Source organism: Winogradskyella alexanderae (assembly GCF_020166335.1).
Lineage (GTDB): Bacteria > Bacteroidota > Bacteroidia > Flavobacteriales > Flavobacteriaceae > Winogradskyella > Winogradskyella alexanderae.
In genome coordinates this window covers 40,033-64,877 of sequence record NZ_JAIUJR010000007.1, presented here as the reverse complement: position 1 = coordinate 64,877, position 24,845 = coordinate 40,033, and the positions used below count along the sequence as shown (strand labels likewise).

Annotated in this window: 22 protein-coding genes; 13 read left to right on the top strand and 9 right to left on the bottom strand. The window is 34.0% G+C overall.

The annotated features are described in order from the left end of the window. The first annotated feature begins 3 nt into the window (after positions 1–3). Together LBU54_RS10945 and LBU54_RS10940 are read left to right on the top strand one after the other, a co-directional pair. Positions 4–1,293, top strand: a complete 1,290-nt coding sequence (locus LBU54_RS10945; protein ID WP_224529352.1) for an ATP-grasp domain-containing protein — start codon at positions 4–6, stop codon at positions 1,291–1,293. A gap of 85 nt (positions 1,294–1,378) precedes the next feature. Beyond that, complete coding sequence (locus LBU54_RS10940; RefSeq protein WP_224529350.1) at positions 1,379–2,152, top strand: SDR family oxidoreductase; 774 nt, start codon at positions 1,379–1,381, stop codon at positions 2,150–2,152. A gap of 7 nt (positions 2,153–2,159) precedes the next feature. Here LBU54_RS10940 and LBU54_RS10935 read toward each other — a convergent pair whose 3' ends face one another. Further along, a complete protein-coding gene (locus LBU54_RS10935) occupies positions 2,160–2,921 on the bottom strand; it encodes a DUF6503 family protein (protein WP_224529347.1) in 762 nt (253 codons plus the stop codon). Positions 2,922–3,028: 107 nt separating this feature from the next. On the opposite strand from LBU54_RS10935, the gene smpB reads away from it, so the two are divergent. The 4 genes from smpB to LBU54_RS10915 all read left to right on the top strand — a co-directional run bounded on the left by smpB (position 3,029) and on the right by LBU54_RS10915 (position 8,520). After that, the gene (smpB, locus tag LBU54_RS10930; RefSeq protein WP_224529345.1) at positions 3,029–3,487 is read left to right on the top strand and encodes an SsrA-binding protein SmpB; all 459 of its coding nucleotides are present in this window, start codon (positions 3,029–3,031) and stop codon (positions 3,485–3,487) included. 107 nt (positions 3,488–3,594) lie between these two features. Continuing rightward, positions 3,595–6,060, top strand: a complete 2,466-nt coding sequence (locus tag LBU54_RS10925) for a DUF5686 and carboxypeptidase regulatory-like domain-containing protein (protein WP_224529343.1) — start codon at positions 3,595–3,597, stop codon at positions 6,058–6,060. An 8-nt stretch (positions 6,061–6,068) separates the two neighbouring features. Then, the gene (locus LBU54_RS10920; protein WP_224529341.1) at positions 6,069–6,593 is read left to right on the top strand and encodes a hypothetical protein; all 525 of its coding nucleotides are present in this window, start codon (positions 6,069–6,071) and stop codon (positions 6,591–6,593) included. An 88-nt stretch (positions 6,594–6,681) separates the two neighbouring features. Further along, entirely contained in the window at positions 6,682–8,520 is a 1,839-nt protein-coding gene (locus tag LBU54_RS10915) for a Xaa-Pro dipeptidyl-peptidase (RefSeq protein WP_224529339.1), read from the top strand. Here the strand turns inward: LBU54_RS10915 and LBU54_RS10910 are convergent. Beyond that, positions 8,517–9,158 carry a protein-L-isoaspartate(D-aspartate) O-methyltransferase gene (locus LBU54_RS10910; protein WP_224529337.1) on the bottom strand — a complete coding sequence of 214 codons (642 nt, stop codon included), beginning with the start codon at positions 9,156–9,158 and terminating at the stop codon, positions 8,517–8,519. The genes LBU54_RS10915 and LBU54_RS10910 overlap by 4 nt on opposite strands. Before the next feature lie 151 nt (positions 9,159–9,309). On the opposite strand from LBU54_RS10910, the gene LBU54_RS10905 reads away from it, so the two are divergent. Genes LBU54_RS10905 through miaA form a run of 7 tightly spaced genes read left to right on the top strand, consistent with a single transcriptional unit; the run spans position 9,310 to position 16,367 of the window. Then, positions 9,310–10,269, top strand: a complete 960-nt coding sequence (locus LBU54_RS10905) for a Gfo/Idh/MocA family protein (protein ID WP_224529771.1) — start codon at positions 9,310–9,312, stop codon at positions 10,267–10,269. A gap of 38 nt (positions 10,270–10,307) precedes the next feature. Next, positions 10,308–11,195: a 3-hydroxybutyryl-CoA dehydrogenase gene (locus tag LBU54_RS10900; RefSeq protein WP_224529335.1), complete on the top strand. Its 888-nt coding sequence runs from the start codon at positions 10,308–10,310 to the stop codon at positions 11,193–11,195. A gap of 5 nt (positions 11,196–11,200) precedes the next feature. Next, the gene (locus tag LBU54_RS10895) at positions 11,201–12,439 is read left to right on the top strand and encodes a DUF1015 domain-containing protein (protein WP_224529332.1); all 1,239 of its coding nucleotides are present in this window, start codon (positions 11,201–11,203) and stop codon (positions 12,437–12,439) included. Positions 12,440–12,495: 56 nt separating this feature from the next. After that, positions 12,496–13,164, top strand: coding sequence for a YggS family pyridoxal phosphate-dependent enzyme (locus tag LBU54_RS10890; RefSeq protein WP_224529330.1), 669 nt, complete (start codon positions 12,496–12,498; stop codon positions 13,162–13,164). A 29-nt stretch (positions 13,165–13,193) separates the two neighbouring features. Continuing rightward, positions 13,194–14,561, top strand: coding sequence for an exonuclease domain-containing protein (locus tag LBU54_RS10885; RefSeq protein WP_224529769.1), 1,368 nt, complete (start codon positions 13,194–13,196; stop codon positions 14,559–14,561). A gap of 23 nt (positions 14,562–14,584) precedes the next feature. Next, on the top strand, positions 14,585–15,457 hold the full coding sequence (locus LBU54_RS10880) for an ion transporter (protein ID WP_224529329.1): 873 nt from the start codon (positions 14,585–14,587) through the stop codon (positions 15,455–15,457). After that, positions 15,450–16,367 carry a tRNA (adenosine(37)-N6)-dimethylallyltransferase MiaA gene (gene miaA, locus LBU54_RS10875; protein ID WP_224529327.1) on the top strand — a complete coding sequence of 306 codons (918 nt, stop codon included), beginning with the start codon at positions 15,450–15,452 and terminating at the stop codon, positions 16,365–16,367. Before LBU54_RS10880 ends, miaA begins: the two co-directional genes overlap by 8 nt. Before the next feature lie 20 nt (positions 16,368–16,387). Here miaA and LBU54_RS10870 read toward each other — a convergent pair whose 3' ends face one another. The 7 genes from LBU54_RS10870 to LBU54_RS10840 form a co-directional block, all read right to left on the bottom strand. Next, complete coding sequence (locus tag LBU54_RS10870) at positions 16,388–17,098, bottom strand: response regulator transcription factor (protein WP_224529325.1); 711 nt, start codon at positions 17,096–17,098, stop codon at positions 16,388–16,390. A 9-nt stretch (positions 17,099–17,107) separates the two neighbouring features. Then, positions 17,108–18,673 (bottom strand): sensor histidine kinase, encoded by a 1,566-nt coding sequence (locus LBU54_RS10865; protein WP_224529323.1) that lies wholly within the window; start codon positions 18,671–18,673, stop codon positions 17,108–17,110. A gap of 70 nt (positions 18,674–18,743) precedes the next feature. Further along, entirely contained in the window at positions 18,744–19,334 is a 591-nt protein-coding gene (coaE, locus tag LBU54_RS10860) for a dephospho-CoA kinase (protein WP_224529321.1), read from the bottom strand. A gap of 1 nt (position 19,335) precedes the next feature. Continuing rightward, entirely contained in the window at positions 19,336–20,286 is a 951-nt protein-coding gene (locus LBU54_RS10855; protein WP_224529319.1) for a CdaR family protein, read from the bottom strand. A 6-nt stretch (positions 20,287–20,292) separates the two neighbouring features. After that, positions 20,293–21,300 (bottom strand): glycosyltransferase, encoded by a 1,008-nt coding sequence (locus tag LBU54_RS10850; RefSeq protein ID WP_224529317.1) that lies wholly within the window; start codon positions 21,298–21,300, stop codon positions 20,293–20,295. 29 nt (positions 21,301–21,329) lie between these two features. Then, complete coding sequence (locus LBU54_RS10845; protein WP_224529313.1) at positions 21,330–23,030, bottom strand: FG-GAP-like repeat-containing protein; 1,701 nt, start codon at positions 23,028–23,030, stop codon at positions 21,330–21,332. Positions 23,031–23,057: 27 nt separating this feature from the next. Further along, the gene (locus tag LBU54_RS10840) at positions 23,058–24,758 is read right to left on the bottom strand and encodes an FG-GAP-like repeat-containing protein (protein WP_224529310.1); all 1,701 of its coding nucleotides are present in this window, start codon (positions 24,756–24,758) and stop codon (positions 23,058–23,060) included. Between the last annotated feature and the right edge of the window lie 87 nt (positions 24,759–24,845).

The window sequence follows — 24,845 nt, the reverse complement described above, 5'->3', positions numbered from 1 at the left end:
AAAATGTCCAAAAAAATAATAATTCTTGGGGGCAACCCAGAAACAGGTGTTCTTGTAGAGGTTGCAAATAGCATGGGATTACATACCATAGTAATTGATCCTAACCCAAATGCACCAGCTAAAAAATTCGCAAAAGAGACCTATGACATTGATGGTTTTGATATTGATGGAATAGTCAAAGTTGCAAAAGAAAATAAGGTTGATGGGGTGCTTGTTGGTGTTGCAGATATTTTAGTAAAACCATATAAAGAAATCTGTAATAGATTAAATCTTCCATGTTATGCTACTGATGGTACGATAGAAGCTTTTTGTAGTAAAAGCGGCTATAAAAAATATTGCGCAGAACATGGCGTACAAGATATACCAGGTATCTATCTTCACAAAGATGAGGAAATAAGAAAACCCGATAATGTAGATCTACCATTAATGGTTAAACCAGTTGACAGCGGTGGTGGTGTAGGCATGAAAATTTGTAGGAATGAAGAAGATTATAGGGAAACCGTGATTAATGCCCTTAAATTTTCTAAGAAAGGAATTGTTATGGTAGAAAAGTATATGGACGCCAGTTGTGATGACATGGCTGTCTACTATACTTTTAAAGATGGTGTGCCTTATCTTTCTGCTACTTACGATAGGATATTAACCAGAATTCAAGGCGATTCTAGCCCAATAGCGTTATCAACAATTTATCCTTCTAAATATACCAAATCTTTTGTTGAAAAGGTTCATCCAAAATTATCTGAATTATTTAAAGCCACTAAAGTTCAAAACGGTGTAATAAATGTTCAATTCTTTGTAGAAAATGGTGTATTCTATAGTTACGATCCTGGATTCCGTTTACAAGGTGAAGCGCCACATATACATTTAGCACATATTAATGGTTTTGATCATAGAAAAATGCTATTGAATTTTGCATTAACCGGAAAATTTGGAGAAGATAACTTCGCCGAGCAAAACGATTATATGTTCCGTGGTAAAAGTGCTTGTTCAGTTTGGATACTTCTGAAAGATGGTAAAATCAATTCTATTAAAGGACTAGATGAAATCAAGAATCACAAAAATGTTCATTTTGTAGTAGAACGATTCAAAGAAGGAGATACTGTAATGCGAGAATGGGTCGGTACGGAAAGACAGATATTGTACAGAATTTATACGGCTAGTAATTCTGTAGAAGAGACAAACCAAACCATTCTAGACATAAAAGAAATTTTAGATGTCAAGGGAGAAGATGGTAAAGATATGATCATAGAATGGACTCCATTATGGAATCCCGAAAATTATAAAAATCTCTAGAATTTAAATAATAAAACCTAACCTTAAAAAAATCCAATACTTCATAATATAGGTGGGATAAGTGAATTATTGGTTAGAAAAAAGAATGAGTAATAACGTATTAGATTCCTTTAGTTTAAAGGGTAAAAAAGCTATAGTCGTAGGCGGTGCAGGCGATTTAGGGATCGCTATGGTAGAGGCGCTTGCGCAGGCAGGAGCGCAAACAATAATTATTGATTATGACAAACGCGCATTCGATCTTAGTAAAAATTTAAAAAAAGACGGACTAAGTGTAGAAGCCATTCAAGCAGATGTAAGTATTAAATCAGAAATCGATAATTCCTATAAAAAAGCGCTGGAAGTATTAGGAGGAAAATTGGATATACTCGTAAATTCTGCTGGTATTCAAAGAAGATACTCGAGTGAAAATTTTCCGGATGATGAGTGGTCAAAAGTCATTGCGGTGAATCTAGATGCCACATTTCACTATTGTAAACTTGCCGGAAATACGATGTTAGAACAAGGAGGTGGAAAAATCATCAATATAGCTTCATTAATGAGTTTCCTTGGAGGTATAACAATCCCGGCATATGCAGCCTCAAAAGGCGGTGTTGGACAATTAACCAAAGCCTTGTCCAACGATTGGGCTTCCAGAGGTATTTGTGTAAATGCCATTGCACCAGGTTACATGGATACGCAATTAAATACAGCCTTAATTAATGACAAGAAGAGAACAGAAGAAGTATTTATGCGTGTTCCAATGAAAAGATGGGGAACCGGAGACGACTTAAAAGGCTTAATTGTTTTCCTGGCTTCTGCCGCCAGCGATTACATTACAGGCACTATAATACCTGTTGACGGTGGTTATCTTGGCAGGTAGAGCAATATTAGAACAAATCAACTTCGATATTTTTAAGCTCAATTTTCGATAAGAAATTGAGCTTATTTTTTTCAAAATTTTTGCCCAAATCTATAAGCTTAATAGTACTATCTTTTGGTCTGTAGTTATTATAATCCAAAAATCGTATTCCCTTTATATATCTTTCATTATATGCTTCTCTGAATCGCATTCCTTTGCCATCATCCTCATTGTAAGAATATGCTAAATATTCTGTTTTCCAATTCTTCTTATTGATCCAATAAAAAAAGACATCATCAAAATCCTCTCCACCACCTACCTCATTAAATGTTACTCGAATCTTAAAATAGGTTTCACCCTTAATCGTCTCCTCTCCAATCAATACTTTATTCACACTTGGATCATTTAATCCGTGAGGCAATTTCGCAAAATAGTGAACGGAGTTGATTGAAGTTTTGTATTTCGATATCAAACTATCTGCAACTTCCACACTTCGGTTATCTACCAACCGTTGAAATTCAGAGTTAGTAAAATAATCTGTTATACTATTTGAGTCTTGTACAAAAGATCTGCCTAATAAAAATTTACCCTTATCCCGTTTTGCGAAATAGGACTTATCACGGAAATCAAAACGTATATTAGATTTATTGAAATTTGAGCCTCCAGATTCTTCTATAGCTTTATCAATAATTTCTTGAGCAGTGAACACTTCGTTTTTAACATTAGAGCTACAAGAAAAACAACAAAAGAATAATAATAATAATAATAATAGATATATAGTATGTTTCATGAGGGTCTTATTAACAGTATTACAAAGCTAACCGAATAATAATAGAACCGCTTTTCTTTTTTGGTAAAACTTTTTACTTCTAACTTTAAGAATTAACTTTGTCTTTAATGCAAAAAAAAGTAAACATCCTTAATAAAAAAGCCAAATTTCAGTATGAAATACTTGACAAGTATACAGCTGGAATTGTATTAACTGGTACCGAAATAAAATCAATTAGAGCCAGTAAGGCATCAATTGCAGAAAGTTTTTGCGAATTTAACGATAGAGGTGAACTTTTTGTTGTTAACATGACGGTTGAAGAATATGCCTTTGGAAACTATTACAACCATAAACCAAAAGCAGAACGCAAACTTCTTTTAAATAAAAGAGAATTAAAAAAACTTGAAAAAGAGGTAAATATTAAAGGTAATGCCATTATTCCGCTTCGCCTTTTTATAAATGAAAAAGGTCTCGCAAAACTAGAAATTGCATTAGCAAAAGGTAAAAAACTCTATGACAAACGCGAGACAATAAAAGACCGTGACAACAAAAGAAGCCTAGATCGCATTAAGAAAAGTTTTCGATAATTTTAAGAAGGCTATAACCTCAACACATTTAAATTTAATTTAAGTTTGATAGATATTCAGAGAATCCTTACACGCTTCTGACTATTTTTAACCATCAATCTAAATTAATGAACAGATTATTACTAACCTTTTTCTCAATACTAATATGCTTTAGTGTTTCAGCTCAAGTTACCGGAACAGTCACAGACAATAACAACGAACCTTTACCTTTTGTAAATGTTATAATAAAAAATACTTATAGAGGAACGACTACAAACAATGACGGCTATTACGAACTTAATATTTCCAAACCAGGAACTTATACCGTTGTATTTAGTTATTTAGGATATAAAACAGAATCAATGAAAGTTGAGATTGAAGAATTCCCCTATAACTTAGATGTGGTTTTAGAGGAGGGCTCGTTGTCTTTAGGTGAAGTAGTGGTTAATGCCGAAGAAAATCCAGCAAATGCCATAATGCGAAATGCCATTGCTAAACGAAAAGGAAATTTAGAAAAAATAAAATCGTACAAAGCAGATTTTTACTCTCGTGGTTTAATACGTATTAAGGATGCCCCAGAAAAAATACTAGGTCAAGAGATTGGTGATTTAGGCGGTGGACTAGACTCAACAAGAAGTGGTATCATTTACTTATCTGAAACCATTTCTAAAATTCAGTTTTTAAGACCAGATAAACTCAAAGAAAAAATAACAGCTTCTAAAGTCAGTGGCGATGACAGCGGTTTTAGTTTTAATAATGCAATAGACGTAGATTATAATTTTTATAATAACACCGTAGAATTTGGAAATGAAATTATCTCACCTATTGCCAACAATGCATTTGGTTACTATAACTACAAGTTAGAAGGTGTTTTTTACGATGAGAGAGGCAATCTTATCAATAAAATAAATGTAATTCCAAAACGTAAAAACGATCCTATTTTTTCAGGTACTATTTATATAGTTGAAGATCAATGGACCATATACGCACTTGAGTTGGATATTACCGGTGTACAAGCACGAATCCCAGCAGTAGATATAATTTCACTTAAACAAAGTTTTTCATACTCAGAAAATGAGGATGCATGGGTTGTTTTTTCACAAAGTATAGATTTCAAATATAAATTTTTTGGTATTAAAGGAGATGGCAGGTTTACAGCTGTATACAGTAATTATGAGCTCAATCCTAGTCTTACTAAAGACGATTTCGGACCAGAGCTAGTTTCTTTCGAAAATGAAGCAAATAAAAAAGATTCAACTTATTGGAAACAAGTTCGCCCTGTACCGCTTACCACCGAAGAACGTACTGACTATGTTATAAAGGATAGTATTCAAGATGTAAGAGAATCTAGACCATACCTTGATTCGTTAGATAGAGAAAATAACAAGTTTAGAATAAATAATATATTAGGATATACCTATCAAAATTCGTTTAAAGATTATAGCCTTGGTTTTAATATGCCTCTGGGTGGGGTTCAGTTTAATACTGTACAAGGTTTTACTGCAAACGCAAATCTATTCTACACCAAAAATTTTGATGAATTTAGACGCTATTTTCGAGCAAATGCTAGTTTACAGTATGGCTTTTCAGATGATAGATTAAGAGCAACAGGTTCTCTAACCTTTAAATTTAATGACATATCAAGATCATTCCTAACGCTCTCTGGCGGTATACAGGTTGCCCAATTTAACCCATCAAATCCTATCACTGCATTTGGCAACACCCTTGCTACACTGTTTTTTGAAGAGAACTACATGAAGTTATATGAAAGACGATTTATTCAACTAAATTACTCCGAGGAATTTTTTAATGGCTTTAGATTTTACAGTAGCTTATCTTATGAAAATAGATCAGCTCTATTTAATACAACAGATCAAACGTTCTATCCTCAAGACGATAAAGTATATTTGAGCAATAATCCTATTGATCCAAATAATTTTTCCACTGCCCCATTTGATAATCACAATATCGTAAAATTGAATCTTACTGGTCAATTTAATTTTGGTCAAAAATACCTCAATTATCCTGATAGCAAATTCAATATATCAACTGATAAATATCCTATTTTAGTTTTGAGTTATGAAAAGGGTCTTGGTGCGACTAACAACGATTATAATTTTGATCAAATCAAGGCGCGATTATATCAATCCTTTAATGTTGGAGATAAAGGACGCTTTAGTTACAATCTTAGAACAGGTAAATTCTTTAATGCTGAAAATATTGCTTTTATGGACTTTCAACATTTTAATGGTAACCAAATTAATGTAAGTCGCAGAGGCAATTACACAGATGTCTTTAACAATCTTGGATATTACGATTTAAGCACCAATGACAGCTATTTTGAGATGCATGCAGAACATGATTTTAATGGCTATATTTTGGGGAAGATCCCGCTATTAAACAAGCTCAACTTCAATTTAATAATTGGAGCACATAATCTCGCAACTCCAGATAATACACCTTATCAAGAGTATACAATTGGAATTGATAATATTGGTTGGGGCAAATTTAGATTTCTAAGATTTGATTATGTGCGCTCCTACCAAGGCGGTTTTCAAAGCGATGCACTTTTATTTGGTCTAAAATTCTTTTAAATTTAAGCATGAAATATTTTAGTATCATTTTTGCTGTGTTCACATTAAATATGAGTGCACAAGAGATTGAAGAAAAGGACTATGCCAAAAATGTTGCATCATTAGATAGCACTATAGAAACATTATATTCAGTTATTTCTGGTGATGCAGGTATTGAGCGCGATTGGGATTTATTTAAATTTCTGTTTCATAAAAAAGCCAAATTGATTCCTACTGGGAAAAATAGTGAAGGTAAACCAATAGCTAGATATTTAACGCCAGAAGATTATATCAACTCGTCAGGAAAATGGCTGTTAGAAAACGGATTTCATGAAGTTGAAATAAACAGGAGTACGGAAAGTTTTGGTAATATCTCTCATGTTTTTAGCACTTATGAGTCCTACAAGAAGAAAAGTGATGAGACGCCTTTTATGCGTGGTATAAATAGCATTCAACTAATGTACGATGGTGAGCGTTGGTGGATAGTAAATATCTACTGGATGCAAGAATCAGAAGACAATCCAATACCCCAAGAATATCTACCTAAACAATAATAGTTGTGGTTATCATACTAATTAACTGTTTTTACCTATGCAATACGCCCAGAGCACATTATCTTTAACTAAAACTAAACTTAAATAAATGAATCTTTCTATTAAGTCAACGGTACTTCTATCGGTCGCACTGGCTACATCAATTATAAGTTGTGCACAAAAAGACAATTCACAAGCCAAACCCGTATTTGAAAATGGCGAAGCCCAAATTGTCGAAGCATTTAGTAATCCTGATAATTGGTTGCGACACGATCTCTGGGTAGAAACTGATTTTGATACTGATGGCGATGGAGATCCTGATAGAATGCATGTGTCGGTGACGCGGCCAGAACAAACCGAAACAGAAGGATTAAAATTACCAATTATTTATGTGACTAGTCCTTATTTTGCAGGTGTGGCAGCAGATGCTCCGGGTACAATGTGGAATGTAAAACATGAGCTTGGGGAAATAGGCGAAGAGAGATTCCACCCTGATGTAAAACGCAGAGGGAAAAGACCAATAATTTCAAATTCACACATCAAAAAATGGGTGCCTCGAGGTTACATTGTTGTTCACTCAAGTTCACCTGGAACTGGACTTTCTGATGGAGCTCCGACAATTGGTGGACCTAACGAATCACTTGCCCCAAAGGCCGTTATCGATTGGTTGTGTGGACGAGTTAAAGGCTATGCAGAAAGAGAAGGAAATGAAGAGGTTAAGGCCTATTGGTCTACTGGTAAAGTTGGTATGACAGGAACATCATACAATGGAACCTTACCACTGGCTGCAGCCACTACAGGAGTGGAAGGATTAGAGGTAATTATTCCAATTGCACCAAATACTTCTTATTATCATTATTACCGGTCAAACGGTCTTGTAAGATCACCTGGCGGATATCTGGGAGAGGATATTGATGTCCTTTATGACTTTGTACATAGTGGCAATGAAGAAAACAGACCTTTCAATAATAAAACGGTAAGAGATACCGAAATGCGAAAAGGAATGGACCGACAAACAGGAGATTTAAATGAGTTCTGGTCTAGTAGAGACTACCTAAATCAAATTGGTAATATGAAGGCGGCTTTGTTAATGTCACATGGTTTTAACGATTGGAATGTTATGCCAGAACATAGCTATCGGATATATCAAGCAGTCAAAGAAAAAGGTTTACCACATCAAATCTATTATCATCAAAATGGACATGGTGGACCACCTCCTATTTCAATGATGAACAAGTGGTTTACTAAATATCTTCATGGTATTGATAACGGTGTAGATAAAGCCAAAAACAAAGCCTATATCGTAAGGGAATATGACGACAGACTACAACCAACCGCATATCTAGATTATCCAAATCCTGAAGCTAAAGACGTTACTTTTAGTCTTACGGCAAGTAAAAATGGTATTGGCAGTCTGTCTCTTGATAAGAAATCAATGACAAGCGAAACACTAATTGACGATGTCTCTATTTCAGGAAAGGAATTAGCTAAATTGGCAAACTCAAAAAACAGATTGATTTATGCAACGCCACAATTAAAGAGTGATATTCATATCTCCGGTGTTCCTAAAGTAAGTATTACGCTGTCTTGTAATCAACAAGCAGCTAATTTGTCAATATGGCTGGTATCATTACCTTGGGAAGATAATGCTAAAAAAATAACGGAGAATATTATTACTCGTGGTTGGGCTGACCCAAAAAATTACAGGTCATTAACTGATGAAGAAGATTTGGTTCCAGGGCGTTCTTATACGTTGAATTTTGAATTACAACCTGACGACCAAATTATAAAAGCTGGACAACAAATTGGTTTAATGATATTTTCAAGTGACCAAGATTTTACCCTTCATCCAAAGCCTGGAACTGAATTGACTATTGCATTAGGCAAGACTAGTTTAACGCTTCCAATTGTTGGTGGTAAAGAAGCATATTTTAGTGCAACAAACTAGTTTTTGTCCTCTAATAGTGGCACAAACCTAAATTCTCCGAATTCATGTTTCTCAAATTCTTTTTCACCTTTTCTAATAAAAAGTGTCATTACTTGAACATTATCTCCAACAGGTATAACAAGCCTACCTCCTATGGCTAACTGACTTAACAGCGGTTTAGGAACAAATGGTGCACCAGCCGTTACTATTATCCCTTGAAATGGCGCAACCTCAGGAAGACCCTTATATCCATCTCCAAAAATCAATTTTTTTGCTCTATACCCTATTTTAGGTAAAAACTTTGATGCTTTTTTAAACAATTCCTGCTGACGCTCTATACTATATACCTTCGCACCTAATTCGAGTAACACAGCACATTGGTAACCACTTCCTGTTCCAACTTCTAATATTTTATCACCTGCTTTTACATTTAATAATTCAGTCTGAAATGCAACGGTGTAAGGTTGAGAGATTGTTTGGTCTGCAGCTATAGGAAATGCTTTATCGACATAGGCATGATCAATAAACCCTGAATCCATGAAAAGATGCCTCGGTACACGACCAATAGCGTCTAACACTTTTACATCCTTAATTCCTTTTTTGCGTAAGGTGTTAACCAATTGTTGGCGCATTCCTTTGTGCTTAAATGTGTCCTTCAAAGTAATTCAATTTTACCTCAAAATTACTCTAAACCTAAACAAGTTCAAAGTAAGAAGCCTAAGTTTATTTTGTTGCTATTATCTCAGCATTTTAGGCTTTCTTTTTTAAATTTATCAGTGAAATCAATTATTTTTGTTAAAAACTAAAGATATGCTAAAAGCTGGTGTTTTGGGTGCTGGTCACCTTGGTAAAATTCATCTGAGACTCCTTAATCAATCCCAAAAATATGAGCTTGTAGGATTCTATGATGCTGATCCCGAAAATGCAAAGCTGGTCGTAGAGGAATTTGGCTATAAATATTTTAACACCATTGACGCTTTGATAGATGCAGTTGATGTTATTGACATCGTTACACCAACACTTTCTCATTATGATTGCGCCAAGGAAGCGATAAAAAAGGGTAAACATATTTTCATTGAAAAACCAATTACCAAAACCGTTGAAGAAGCCGAAGCCATTAGAACTTTGGTAGCAGAGCATGGAGTTAAGGGTCAAGTTGGCCATGTAGAGCGTTTTAATCCTGCATTCATTGCGGTAAGAGACCAAATTGAAAATCCGATGTTTATTGAAACACATCGGCTGGCAGAATTTAATCCACGCGGCACTGATGTTCCCGTGGTGTTAGATTTAATGATACATGATATTGATATTATTCTAAGTGTGGTAAAGTCGCCTGTTAAACATATATCAGCTAGTGGTGTTTCTGTTGTAAGCGAAACGCCAGACATAGCCAATGCACGTATTGAATTTAAAAATGGTTGTGTTGCAAATCTTACAGCGAGCCGTATTTCTTTAAAAAATATGCGTAAGTCACGTTTCTTTCAAAAAGATGCCTACATATCAGTGGATTTTCTAGAAAAGAAATGTGAAGTTGTTAAAATGAAGGATGCTCCTGAAAATCCTGGAGATTTTGATATGATTCTTCAAAATGCTGAAGGGGTCAAAAAGCAAATCTATTTTGATAATCCAAACATCGAAAACAACAATGCAATTTTAGATGAGCTTGAAACTTTTGCTGATGCTATAAATAACAACACTAAACCAATTGTTACGTTGCACGATGGTACAGAGGCATTGCGCGTAGCGACTATGATAATCAATCAGTTTTAGACTGATAATTTTATAATATTAAAATACAATTAATTATAATGAAGAATGTAGCAGTTATTGGTGCAGGAACAATGGGTAATGGAATAGCCCACACCTTTGCACAATCAGGATTTAAAGTTCAACTTGTAGATATTAATGAAGCTTCGTTAAAAAGAGGCATTGAAACCATTTCACGCAATTTGGACAGAATGGTTGCAAAAGAAAAAATTACAGAAGCTGAGAAAACGGAAACACTCGGTAATATTACTACCTATACTGATATTACTTCAGGCGTTGAGTATGCCAGTTTAGTAGTTGAAGCGGCAACGGAAAATGTGGATTTAAAACTTAAAATATTTAAGCAATTAGATGAAGCTTGCCCTGAGGATACAATACTTGCTACAAATACTTCATCAATTTCCATTACTCAAATAGCATCAGTTACCAGCCGGCCAGAAATGGTAATTGGCATGCATTTTATGAATCCTGTACCAATCATGAAATTGGTAGAAATCATAAGAGGCTATAATACGAGTGACGAAGTAACAAACATTATTATGGAGCTCTCAAAAACACTAGGTAAAACACCTACTGAAGTTAATGATTATCCTGGGTTTGTTGCAAACCGCATATTAATGCCTATGATCAACGAGTCTATTGAAACACTATATAACGGAGTTGCTGGAGTCCAAGAAATTGATACTGTGATGAAATTAGGAATGGCTCATCCTATGGGTCCGCTTCAATTAGCAGACTTTATTGGATTAGATGTTTGCCTTTCAATACTTAATGTAATGTACGAAGGATTCAAAAATCCGAAATATGCGCCATGTCCTCTTCTTGTTAATATGGTAAGAGCTGGTAAATTAGGCGTAAAATCTGGAGAAGGGTTTTATGATTATTCAGAAAGTCGAAAAGCAGAAAAAGTTGCAAATCAATTTGCATAGTATAAATGGCAAAAGTAGTACCATTTAAGGCTGTAAAGCCCACTCGAGCTATTGTTGGACTCGTAGCCTCCCGTCCTTATCAGAGCTATACTATAGACGAACGTGAGTCTCGGATGGATTACAATCCTTATAGCTTTCTTCATATTGTAAATCCTGGCTACAAATACGATCAAGTAATTACAGGTACAGAACGCTATAAACTTGTTAAAAACAGATACTTAGAGTTTAAAGAAGATGGTGTTTTTAATACTGATAAATCGCCTGCTTACTACGCTTATAAAATTGTAAATAGACACAAGCAAGAGTTTAATGGTATAATTGCAGCAACGAGTGCAGAAGACTACGAGCAAGATATTATTAAAAAACACGAAGACACGATTGAAAAACGTGAACAGACATTTAAAACCTATCTAAAAACAGTGGGTTTTAACGCAGAACCTGTACTTCTTACTTATCCAGATAATGATGTTATTTCTGCCATTATAAAGGAAACTCAAAAAAATCACGCTGAATTTGAGTTCACAATGACCTACAGGGACACCCATTATCTGTGGAAAATTGATAAGCAGGAACATATCGAAAAAATACGCGCGGAGTTTGAAAAAATAGATACGATTTATATTGCAGATGGGCATCACCGATCAGCCTCGTCCTATTTGTTATACAAAGACGAAAAAGCAAAAAATCCAAATCATACAGGGCAAGAATCATACAATTTTTTTATGTCGTATCTCATTCCAGAATCCGAGCTGGTAATACAAGAATTCAATCGCTTAATTAAAGACCTCAACGGTCTATCTAAAGAAGAATTTTTAATTAAGCTCGATGCGATGTTTAGGATAGAAAACCGAGGAGCTGTACCTTACGCTCCTTCTAAACCACATCACTTTAGTATGTACCTTGATGGGGAATTTTATTCGCTATACTTACGTAAGGCCAACTATAAATTTAAAACGGCTTTAGATAAACTTGATGCACACCTACTCTATCAAACAATTTTAAAACCAATATTAGGTATTGAAGATTTAAGAAACGATAGTAGGATTGAGTATGTTCATGGCAGACACGAGATGATTACAATAAAATCGAGCGTAGATAACGGTGAGTTTAGAGTTGGGTTTGGTATGTGCCCTGCAACGGTAAAACAAATGAAAGAAATAGCAGATGAAGGACTCACCATGCCACCAAAAAGCACATATATTCTGCCTAAATTAAGAAGTGGAATAACCATTTATGAGTATTGACACATCAAGTTGTTCTGAAGTTATTTCAGAATCTTGATAAATAATGAAAAAGATAAATGAGCATAAAACAAAATCTACTTAAGATAAGATCTACACTTCCAAACGAAGTAGCATTGGTCGCAGTATCCAAAACAAAACCTATTAGTGACCTGATGGAAGCTTATGACGCAGGTCAAAGGATTTTTGGGGAAAACAAAATTCAAGAAATGGTGGACAAATATGAAGATATGCCTAAAGATATTGAGTGGCATATGATAGGACATGTACAACGAAACAAAGTGAAGTACATGGCTAAGTTTGTAAAACTAATACATGGTGTGGACAGCTTAAAACTTCTGAGGGAAATAAATAAACAAGCTGAAAAAAACGACAGGGTAATTGACTGCTTGTTACAAATTAAAATAGCTAAAGAGGATAGTAAATTTGGTATGGATGCGCAACTCGCACATGATATTATCCATTCAAATGATTTAGACAATTTAAGAAGTATCAACATCGTTGGTCTTATGGGAATGGCGACCTTTACGGAAAATATGCAGCAAATTGAAAGCGAGTTTAAGTACTTAAAATCTGTTTTTGATGATCTTAAAAAAAATGAGAAAGATAATTTCCATTTAAAAGTACTTTCAATGGGTATGAGTGGCGACTACCTACTCGCAATTCAATGCGGTAGTACAATGATTAGGGTTGGAAGTAGTATATTTGGAGCAAGAAACTACAGTTAAGTATAATTTCATCTCATTAATTTTTTCAGATTTACGCAATACTAGACATAGAAACCACTGGTGGAAAGTACAATGAAGAAGGTATTACAGAAATTGCCATTTACAAATATGATGGTCATGAAATTGTAGACCAATTTATTTCTCTTGTAAATCCAGAACGCGAAATCCAACCTTTTGTAGTCAACCTGACAGGAATTAATTCAAATATGCTTCGAAATGCACCAAAGTTTTATGAGGTCGCAAAACGCATCGTTGAAATAACCGAGGAATGTATTTTGGTTGCTCACAATTCAGAATTCGACTATCGGATTTTAAAAACAGAATTCCATAGGCTCGGTTTTACATATAAAAGGAAATCCCTATGTACCGTAGAACTTTCAAAACAGCTGATTCCAGATATGGAATCCTACAGTCTAGGGAAATTAGTAAGATCTTTGGGTATTCCAATGAGCGAAAGACACAGAGCAAACGGAGATGCTTTGGCTACTTTAAAATTATTTAAGATGTTGCTGAACAAAGATTCTAGCAAACGAATAATAAAAGAAACAATTAAAGTAGAAAAAAAGTCAAAGCTTGCTCCTAACCTTAGAGAAATAATTGAAGAGTTACCAAGTGAAACAGGTGTCTATTATATCCATAACGCAGAAGGAAATATCATTTACATTGGTAAAAGTAATAATATTAAAAAGCGAGTAACACAACACTTCACAAATGGGAATTCTAAATCACGAAAGATACAGCTTCAGGTTGCATCGGTCTCCTACGAAAGAACAGGAAGTGAACTCGTTGCATTACTAAAAGAAAGCGAAGAGATAAAAACCAATAAACCTATTCTTAACAGAGCATTAAAACGCAGTAAGTTTTCACAAGGGCTCTACAGTTTTATCGATGATTTTGGATATATTAATCTTAGAATAACTCAGATTAAAAAAAATGAAAAACCTATTACCACTTTCACAAATAGACAGAGCGGTATTGCGTTCATGAACAGAATGGTTGAAAAATTTGAGTTATGTGAAAAGCTTACTGGGTTAGAAAAGTCCGATTCTAGCTGTTTTAGGCATGGGATAAAGGATTGCTATGGCGCATGTGTCAATGAAGAAGATGTGGAAACTTATAACAAACGTGCACATGCCGTTATAGAATTAAACAGCTACGATAATAAGGATATGATCCTTGTTGATCGCGGGAGATATATAGATGAAAAGAGCGTAATATTAATTGAAGAAGGAACGTTTAAAGGAATCGGGTTTTTTGATTTAAATTATCAAATAAACAATAGAGAAATTCTTGCATCACTTATTACACCTATGCAAAATAATAGGGATACTCAACATATTATACAAAGCTATATTCGTCGAAACAAACGATTAAAGGTGATTGAATTAAACAACTAATTTGGTTTTTGTAGATTTGATACATGGAACCTACCACTAAACATACCTGGCGAACCAAACTTCATGAAATAATTTATGAAGCAGATACTCCTGCAGGTAAGTTATTTGATGTAATTCTACTTATCGCAATTTTAGCAAGTATTGTTTTAGTGATGCTCGAAAGTATTAAGAGCTTTGATGATAAGTTTCATGCATTTTTAGATATAGCAGAATGGGTAATTACAATTTTGTTTACAATTGAATACATTCTAAGAATTATAACTGTAAATAAGCCATATAAATATATAACCAGCTTCTATGGTGTTATAGACTTACTAGCAACTATACCAAAATACTTATCTTTAATTTTTGTTGGCACACATGCCCTAGTGGCACTTCGTGCTCTGAGACTCTTAAGGGTTTTTAGAATACTTAAACTGGCGAGATATCTTGGTGCGTCTAATCAGTTAGCAACGGCAATAAAAGCCAGTAGAGCAAAAATTGCTGTTTTCTTATTTGCCGTTTTAATAGCTGCTGTAATTTTTGGAACAATCATGTATTTGGTGGAAGGGGAAGAAAATGGTTTTACCAATATCCCAAAGAGCGTTTATTGGTGCATCGTTACGTTAACCACTGTTGGATTTGGTGATATTGCTCCTGTGACACCTTTGGGACAATTTATAGCAACTATTATTATGATATTGGGTTACGGAATAATTGCTGTACCAACAGGAATTGTTTCTGCTGAATATACAAAGGCTTCTGGCAAGGATAGAGGAAAGTATTCAGATGAGGAATTGGAACACCTGTCTAAAGTTAATTTAAACACGCAATGCTGTTCTAATTGTTTAACAGAGCAACACCACGACGATGCCAAGTTTTGTTTTAAATGTGGTTGTGAATTAAATCGTGAGTAATCCTACTCTTATATCCATTGTAGGCCCAACGGCAATTGGCAAAACGTCTCTGAGCGTGTTTCTAGCTAATTATTTCAAGACAGAAATCATTTCGTCAGATTCTAGGCAGTTTTATAAAGAAATGTACATTGGTACCGCTGTACCATCTTCTGATGAATTAAATGCTGTTAAGCATCATTTTATTCAACACAGGTCGATTAATGATCATTACACTGTTGGTGATTTTGAAAAAGATGCTCTGTCTGCTTTAAAGAAAATTTTTAGAGAAAAAAAGATTGCCGTAATGGTTGGAGGTTCCGGCTTGTATATTAATGCTGTTACAACAGGTTTGGATTATTTTCCTGACGTTGACCCCAAAATCCGAGAATCACTGAACCAAAGATTAAAATCAGAAGGGCTACTCAACTTACAAAATCAACTGAAAGAATTTGATTATGAAGCATATAATACAATAGCTATTGAAAATCCTCACCGTGTCATCAGAGCGCTTGAAATTTGCATAGGAACCGCTAAGCCATATAGTTCATATTTAAACAAAAAGAAAGAAAAACGCTTTTTTAAAACCATTTCAATTGGTTTAAATTCAGATAGAGAAACATTGTATGACAGAATAAATAAGCGCGTTGATTTAATGGTTGAGAAGGGGCTCATCCAAGAAGCAAAATCTCTTTATGGTTTTAAAAATTTAAATGCTTTGAATACCGTAGGATATAAAGAATTATTCCACTTTTTCGATGGTGAAATCAGTCTGGACTTTGCCATTTCTGAAATTAAGAAACACTCAAGACGATTTGCCAAGCGTCAGTTAACATGGTTCAGAAAAGACAAGCGCATCAAATGGTTTGACTACAAAACCAATTATGATGTGATAGCGGAATTTATTAGTAACGAAATAAAAAAAACCAGCTAAAAAGCTGGTTTATTAATTTTTTAATCGTTGTTGTTGATTACAAGCCTGAATCCTTCACCGTGTATATTTAGAATTTCTACGTTAGGGTCTGGTTTTAGATACTTGCGTAATTTTGCAATGTAAACATCCATACTACGAGATGTAAAATAATTGTCATCTCTCCAAATTTTTGTTAATGCCAGTTCTCTCGGCATTAAGTCATTTTCATGCAATGCTAATAGGCGCAACAACTCGTTCTCCTTTGGTGATAGTTTTGTTGGTTCGCCACCATCAAATTTCAAAAATCTCAATTTTGAATTAAGATCAAATCGGCCAATTTTAAATTCAAACTGTTTACTATCCGCTACAGTATCCGTAGCCTTACGTTGCATGATAGCCTTTATTTTCATTAAGAGTACCTCACTATCAAACGGTTTGTTCAAATAATCATCTGCACCTACTTTATAACCTTTAAGCACATCTTCTTTCATCGCTTTTGCCGTAAGGAAAATAATGGGCACATCTGTGTTCTTTTCTCTTATCTCCTTGGCCAGTGTAAAACCGTCCTTATATGGCATCATTACGTCTAATATACAAAGATCGTAATCGTCTTTTTTGAACTTCTCAAAACCTTCCATTCCATTTTTGGCATGGACTACGTCGTAATCGTTCATCATTAAATAATCTTTTAAAACAGTCCCAAAATTTGGGTCGTCTTCTACCAAAAGAATTTTCTTGTTTTGTTCTTCCATGATTCGTTTTTATGATATTAGCGGTAACCTTATTATAAAGGTGCTACCTTTTCCTTTTTCACTCTCTACTGATATGTGGCCTTGATGGTCTTCTACTATTCGCTTTACATAAGCTAATCCCAATCCATGGCCTTTTACATTGTGCACATTACCCGTGTGTTCTCGATAGAACTTTTCAAAAACACGTTTGGCTACTTGCTTAGACATTCCATTTCCTTGATCTGCAATTTTAAGTATAATATTATTACCAATATTCTCTGTGTAAACATCAATTTTTGGTGCATCGTCAGAATACTTAATTGCATTATCCAATATATTGACAATCACATTTGTAAAATGCGATTCATTAGCCAATACTGATGACTTAACAGCTTCAAAATGCGTTTTCACGTAGCCTTGGCGGTTCTCAACAATTAGTTCTACATGAGTAATTGCATCCTCAACAAGATCATGCAGTTTTAATCGCTCCTTACTTATATTTAACTCATTCTTTTCTAGCTTAGAAATACGCAAAACATTTTCTACTTGGGCATGCATTCGCTTGTTTTCATCTCTTATCATCTTAAGATAACGTTTTACTTTGTCTTGATCGTTAATTATCTTAGGATTTTTTATAGAATCTAAAGCTAAATTTATCGTTGCAATCGGCGTTTTAAACTCGTGCGTCATATTATTGATAAAATCCGTCTTAATCTGTGATATTTGTCTTTGTCTTATTAATTGGTATATAGCACTCGAATAGGCAATTATTATAACACCTGTAAAAATTACAGATAACACTATCATCGAAAGTATAGAAGATAATAAATATTTCTTTCTATCTGGAAAATTTACCCACAACTTATAACTGCTTTCCTTATTATTATCCAAAAAGATATAAACACCATAAGCATTATCCTTTTCAAAATTTTCACTTTGAACTTTCGTTGCTAAGTCCTCATCATAAATTGCAAATTCAAAATCCAGGTTTACACCTTCGTCTTTTAACTCCCTATTTAGCAAAGATTCAACTTGTAAAGCGGTTACTCTTTTGTAGATAGGTATATCTTGCAATAAATCCTTAAATGATGTTGAATAGACTTGTCTATCTAACTCGGACATTGAGGAGTACTGTATTAAGCGCTCTGTTGGTGCAATTTGACCATTTCCATCTAGTTGTGCATTATCGTAAACCTCTTTAACTCGCTCGTTAGATCGCTTGCTTATCGAAAAGCTGTCAGCATCAATTTCAAAGAACAAAGAAGGTACCTTAAAACGCTCTTCTAAGACTGTATTGCGATGAACGATAGTTTTGTCGTTAATATCATCTTCGGCCGCAATAATCAATCTTTTTATTAGTGTAGAATCAGGTTTGTTAGATTCGTTTAAGTAAGGTTGCAACTTTATTAAAAAGTTCCGAAACTCAGTTTCTTCTATATCCCTGGAAACAAAACTCAATGCCCGCTTTACACTTAGCGTAAAGTTCTTATCTTCATTTTGTAAACTATTATTTATAAAATAAGATTGGACAAAAATAATTCCAATGAGGGATAAGCTCATTAACACCACTAATAAGACGAATAGCTTTTTACCCATCGCTCAAATTTAACATTTTAACATTTAGCTTAAATTATGTTTAACCTTACATTAACAAAAGGCTAGGCAACTATTTTGAAGTTATTTTAAGAAGTTGCTTGTGAATCTTAATTGCCTCTTCCTTGGCTTTTTCTAAATCGTTGTTCGTTATAACAAAATCAGACAGCTGAATTTTTTTGGCATCAACCCACTGATTTTTTATGATTGCATCAATCTTTTCCTTGTTGGTGTTATCCCGACTCATAATGCGTTTTCGCCTTAGCTCTTCGTCTGCAATAACAGTGATAATATAGTCGTAATTATCCTGAAGGTTGTTCTCAAAAATAATAGCTGCTTCTTTTAAAACGTAAGGCGCATTCTGTTTTTTAAGCCAGCGTTTAAAATGCGATGCCACCTTAGGATGTACAATAGCATTCATCTGAGATAATAAAGATTTATCAGTAAATATTTTTTTTGCCAAATAAGGCCTATTCAGCTCTTCATTTTTATAGGCCTCTTCTCCAAATAGCTGAATAAGTTTACGCTTTATTACTTTAGACCTATTCATTAAGGCCTTAGCTTCTTCGTCTGCAATGTATAATGGTATGCCAAACGTACTCATGTACTTTGCAATAGTAGTTTTACCACTACCAATGCCACCTGTTATCCCAACAATTACCATATTACAATTTAATAAAATCGATACGATTTTGTTTTACAATTGCTCTTTTAACGAAATTTGGTTTATCAATTACTTTGGGCACTAAATACTGCTTATTTTGAGTAATATCCATAAAATCACATTCTACCTTAAAATCAGACGGTTTTACCTGATTAAAGTTATTGAGATTTACATAAAACACTACCGAAACGGTTTTAGGAAAATAATTGATATTTAGGTCACTAGGTACATTTTTGATAATTACAGGTACTTCCACATTTCCTTCAGTAAAACGCTCAACAACGCCATTTACACTTATCATTTCAGGAGATACTTGTATACTTCCAAAATTTGACACATCTAGATTCAAATTTTCTTTAATATTTGTATTTACCTCACTAAGATTTAAAACCTCGGTGTGAACAATATGGATAGTATCAAGTTTTGATTCTGCTCCTACAATCTTAACACTATCAACATTTTTATTGAGTTCACCCACTAAATCGTAACCAAGTCCATATTTAATCTCCTGTCTAATTTCAACGGGAACATACTTGAATGCCAATTTTGAAAACTTTATACGTAAGGTATCGGGTTTCACGGTTAATAAATTGTATGCCTTTCCAAGTTGATCTTCAATTAAATAGCGCTGTCTCTGTACATCAAAAATAAATTCATTCCGTTTTATGATAAAATGTTTTTTAGCATCTAATCTAATTTCTTTAGAATCTTTAAATAAAAATGGAACCAAAGTAAATCCTTTAGCTTTTACATAAACTAAGAGTTTGTTTAAAGAGTCATTCTCAATTACAATCTCTTCATCTAAATCATCAAGTTTAATGCTTACGACAATATTTTGTTTGTAGTCATTGGAAAGCTTAGAAAAAATCAAAAAAACAAATGCCAACACAAAAAAAATACTGAATCTTTTTGCATTTCGTCGCTTTAAGAAATCTGAAATTTTCGCTTTCATCTAGACTTATTTAGTATCAAAAAATAACTGAGGAAATTGATGCTCCGGTTTTTTTCTTAATAAGGAAATGTAAAAACTAGACTTTAAAAAACCATAGCCATAGCCAAAAAATTGCACAACAATAGCTATTATTGCCTGCATAGCTACCCCCAAGCTCCTACTTTCTATCAAAGCAACTGCAAATGCAAGGCTAAAGTAAATTGCATAGATATAGAAAAATAACATTGTAATATTCAATAAAGCTAAAAGTATTGCAACGACAAGTCCTAAAATAAACATTGTAGGAAACCAATATACTAAGCTAGCTGAATTTGGATGCCACGTATTGAGTATTGGACGTACTAGTCCGAATTTGTTTACTTGAGTATAAAATTTAGACCAACTTATTCGTCTTTTGTGAAAAACAATTGCATTAGGTATTAAGGCCGTTGCAAATCCCAGTTTAACTAATCTTAAAGATAAATCAGGATCTTCACCAGGGTGAATACTCCCAAATCCTTCGGAAGCTAAAAATGCTTTCTTGGAAATACCCATATTAAAACTTCGAGGTTGAAATTTGTTTACTTGTTTCTTTTGGCCTCTAATACCTCCCGTTGTTATAAATGAGGTCATGGCAAAACTTATTGCTTTCTGCAGATTAGTGAATGAGGGATGCGATGCATCTGGACCACCATAACAGTCAACATAATTGTGGGTTAAAAATGTTTTAACCTCCTCTAAGTAATTTGTAGGTAATAGCACGTCTGAGTCAAGAATTATAAAGTAATTTCCTTGTGCCTTTCTCATTCCATAATTTCTGGAATCACCAGGACCAGTATTTGGTTTGAAATAGTACGCTATATTTAAACGCTCCTCATATGCTCTAACGACATGCTCTGATGTTTTAACTGAACCATCTTCAACGATAACTATTTCGTAAGCACCTGGAATTTTAGTGAAACATTCAAGTAACTCTTCAACTTCATGAGGCCTGTTAAAAACGGGTATAATAAAAGAAAAAGATAGCTTTTCCATACCGTACAAAGGTAGTTAAACCTGTATGTTTATTTTTTAATAAACCTTAATATTTGTGTGGAATCCTCAGATACTAATTTTAAAATATAGAGTCCCTTAGTTAGCTCAGAAACGTCTATTGACTCGTGATTGATATTTGGTTTGAGTTTCAATATCACTTCACCTAAAGGATTAAAAATCTGTATTTCAGATGGTAATAATTCTGAATTAATAATTAAATAATCACTAACAGGATTTGGAAATATTTTAAATAAATCGTCATCAAACTCAGTTAATGATAGTGACGAACCTTCAACAATTTTTAAATTTTGATTTGGTACAACATTATAAATTATATCCTCCGTACCACTTAGCCAAGTAACCTTAACGTAATCGATTTCAGTTGTATTTCCAATACCAAAGAATTCAGTAGCGGAGTTCTGTCCTAAGTAGCCTTCCCCAATGCACGTATATCTAAATTGTTTATTGCCATTTACAGATATTTCAATCAAAGACCCAACACCATTACGGTTACTTAAAGTACCTTCTAGTTTAACCTTTAACCATTTGTTTACCGCAGTAGAATTATTTTTCCAAAGAAAAATATTGTTATTGTTTATATTATTTACCAATATTTCTGGTAAACCATCATTATCTGTATCTCCAATAGCATTAGAGTAACTTATGGCAAAATCGTCCGGTATAGCACTATTTACAATAGAGAAAAAGTTACCTGTATTGTTAAACAGTGCTGAAGATAAATAGCCCGATACTGTTCCGTCATGTTCTGCGCTGACATAAAGATCTAAATCTCCATCATTTTCAACATCTAAAAAAACTGCACCCCAGGCAACACTATTCATTGTTGTATTGGTTGATTGAGCAACATCGCTAAAGGTACCGTTTCCATTATTTTGTAACAATACATTTCCAACGACATCATTGGTTACATAAATATCTGGCCAACCATCTGAGTTATAATCCTCTACTGTAACAGACATAGCGTCTATCGTAATATCGGTTCCTGTCTCAAATCCAACTTCAGTAAATGTACTATCACCATTATTTTTATACATGGTATTAGCATTTGCAACTTTATCGTTAGCTACATATATGTCCTGATAACCGTCCTTATTATAATCTATAAATGCTGCACAAAATGATAATGTCCCCGTAGATAGCAAACCAGCCTCTGTATTAGCTAAAGTAAAAGTGTTATTTCCATTATTCTTATATAGGACATTTGGTATTGTAGTATCCCTATTGGATAAAAAAACATCTAAATACCCATCATTGTTATAATCGCCCCAAGAAGCACCATACGTTACCAGCACTTCGTTTAACATTCCTGAAGAAGCAGTAATGTCCTGGAATATCATGTTTCCAGTATTCTCAAACAATCTATTTACCTCGGTATCGCTCGTAACAAAGAGGTCATTGTCGCCATCGTTATCTATATCAACCCAATTTATCTGTTTATTTCTCCAATTATTATCAGGTATATTAAGTGTTTGTTCAACAAAGTTACCATTGATATTCTTAAAGAATCGTATTGGATCGCCATCTGCTGTTGCTACCGTTATATCATCCCATCCATCGTTATCGTAATCAAAAAAAGAGACACCATTACCAAACAAGGTGTTTCCGCAAACTACTTCAATGCCTAGCTCTTCTGCTTCATTATTAAAAATAACCTGAGCAGCACATAAATTAAGACTGAAAAGCCAGAATATGTATTGAAAAAGCTTCATACAGGGTACTTTATTTATAGTTTGTGATTATTCTTTAATAACTCTTAAAGTTCTCATGGCATCTTGACTTGAAACCTTAACTATGTAAGTGCCTTTATCTAGGTTAGCAAAGTTAATATCACATTCGATAGACTTAGGACTGGCTACCATAATCTTTTGACCCAACAGATTATAAATTTCAATCGCTTCTATCTGATTCAAGGATTTGAGGTATAATTGATCTCGAACAGGATTTGGATAATGGCTTAAAGCTAAATTATCTTCAAATTCAGAAACCGAAAGTGTAGAACCCTCAACAATATTCAGTGTTTGATTTGCAGTTACATTATATAAAACATCTTCAATACCACTTAACCATTTTACCTTAACGTAATCTATAGTGGTATTACTTCCCAAACCGAAGTGTTCCGTGGCAGAATTCTGGGAAAGGTAACCCTCACCAAGACATGTGTATCGGTATTGTTTATTACCATTTATTGATATTTCAATGAATGACCCTACCCCATTTCTATTACTAGTTGTGCCTTCTAATTTTATCCTGATAAAATTATTGGTTGCATTAGTTGTATTCTTCCAGAGAAAAATATTATTATGATCAATATTATTGACTACTATTTCTGGTAGGCCGTCATTGTCTGTATCACCAATAGCATTACCATAACTAAAGGCAAAATCATTTGGTACAGCACCGTTGTTAAGTTGAAAAAAAGAAGGATTTACATTCTCATAAAACCCCGATGACATAAATGGTGATTCAGTGCCATTTCCCTCACCACTAACATATAAATCCAAGTCTGTGTCGTTGTCTGCATCCAAAAACACTGCTCCCCAGCTTGAACTATTGAAAGTCACATGGTAAGATTGTGCCATATCTGTAAATGTACCATCACCATTATTAACATAAAGCACATTATTTGTTGGATCGTTTGTAATATAAATATCTAACCATCCATCATGATTAAAGTCTTCTACTGTAACGGACATAGCATCTATGCTAACATTGGTTCCTGTCTCTGCACCAACCTCCGTAAATGTGCCATCACCATTATTTTTATACATTAAATTTGGATTGGGATATTTATCGTTTGATACATAAATGTCTTGATCGCCATCATTGTCATAATCCAAAAACGCAGAGCAAAACGACATATAACCCGTCGTTTCCAATCCAGCTTCTACATTAGCTAGTGTAAAGGTTTTATCACCATTGTTTTTATAAAGAATATTTGGAATAAGAGGGTCACGTACAGCAATAAACACATCTAAAAAACCATCATTGTCATAGTCGCCCCATGAAGCGCCATAATAAGGGAAGTTGTCAGTCAGCATCCCTGAAGTTGATGTAATCTCTGACATGATCATATTACCAAGATTTTCAAATAATCGATTTCCTGAATTATCGCTAGTTATAAATAGGTCATTGTCGCCGTCATTATCAATATCTACCCAGTTTACCTGTTTGTTTCTAGCATTATTATCAGAAATATTTAAGGTCTGGGATACATAATTACCGTTGATATTTTTATAAAAGTAAACAGGATTGTTTTGGGCGGTTGCCACTGTTATGTCATCCCAACCATCATTATCGTAATCAAAAAAGGTAATACCATTGCCAAGAAACGTGTATTCACAAATGATATTTACGCCCAATTGTTGTGCACTTTCTTGAAAGGATACTTGTGCTAATGAAATGTTTATAGATAAGATTATAAAAACTAAAGACCTCATCTTTATACTACAATTTTTAACAAGATACTGTATTTCATTAAAATAAAAAAAGCCGTTTTTTCAAACGGCTTTATTTATGATATAATA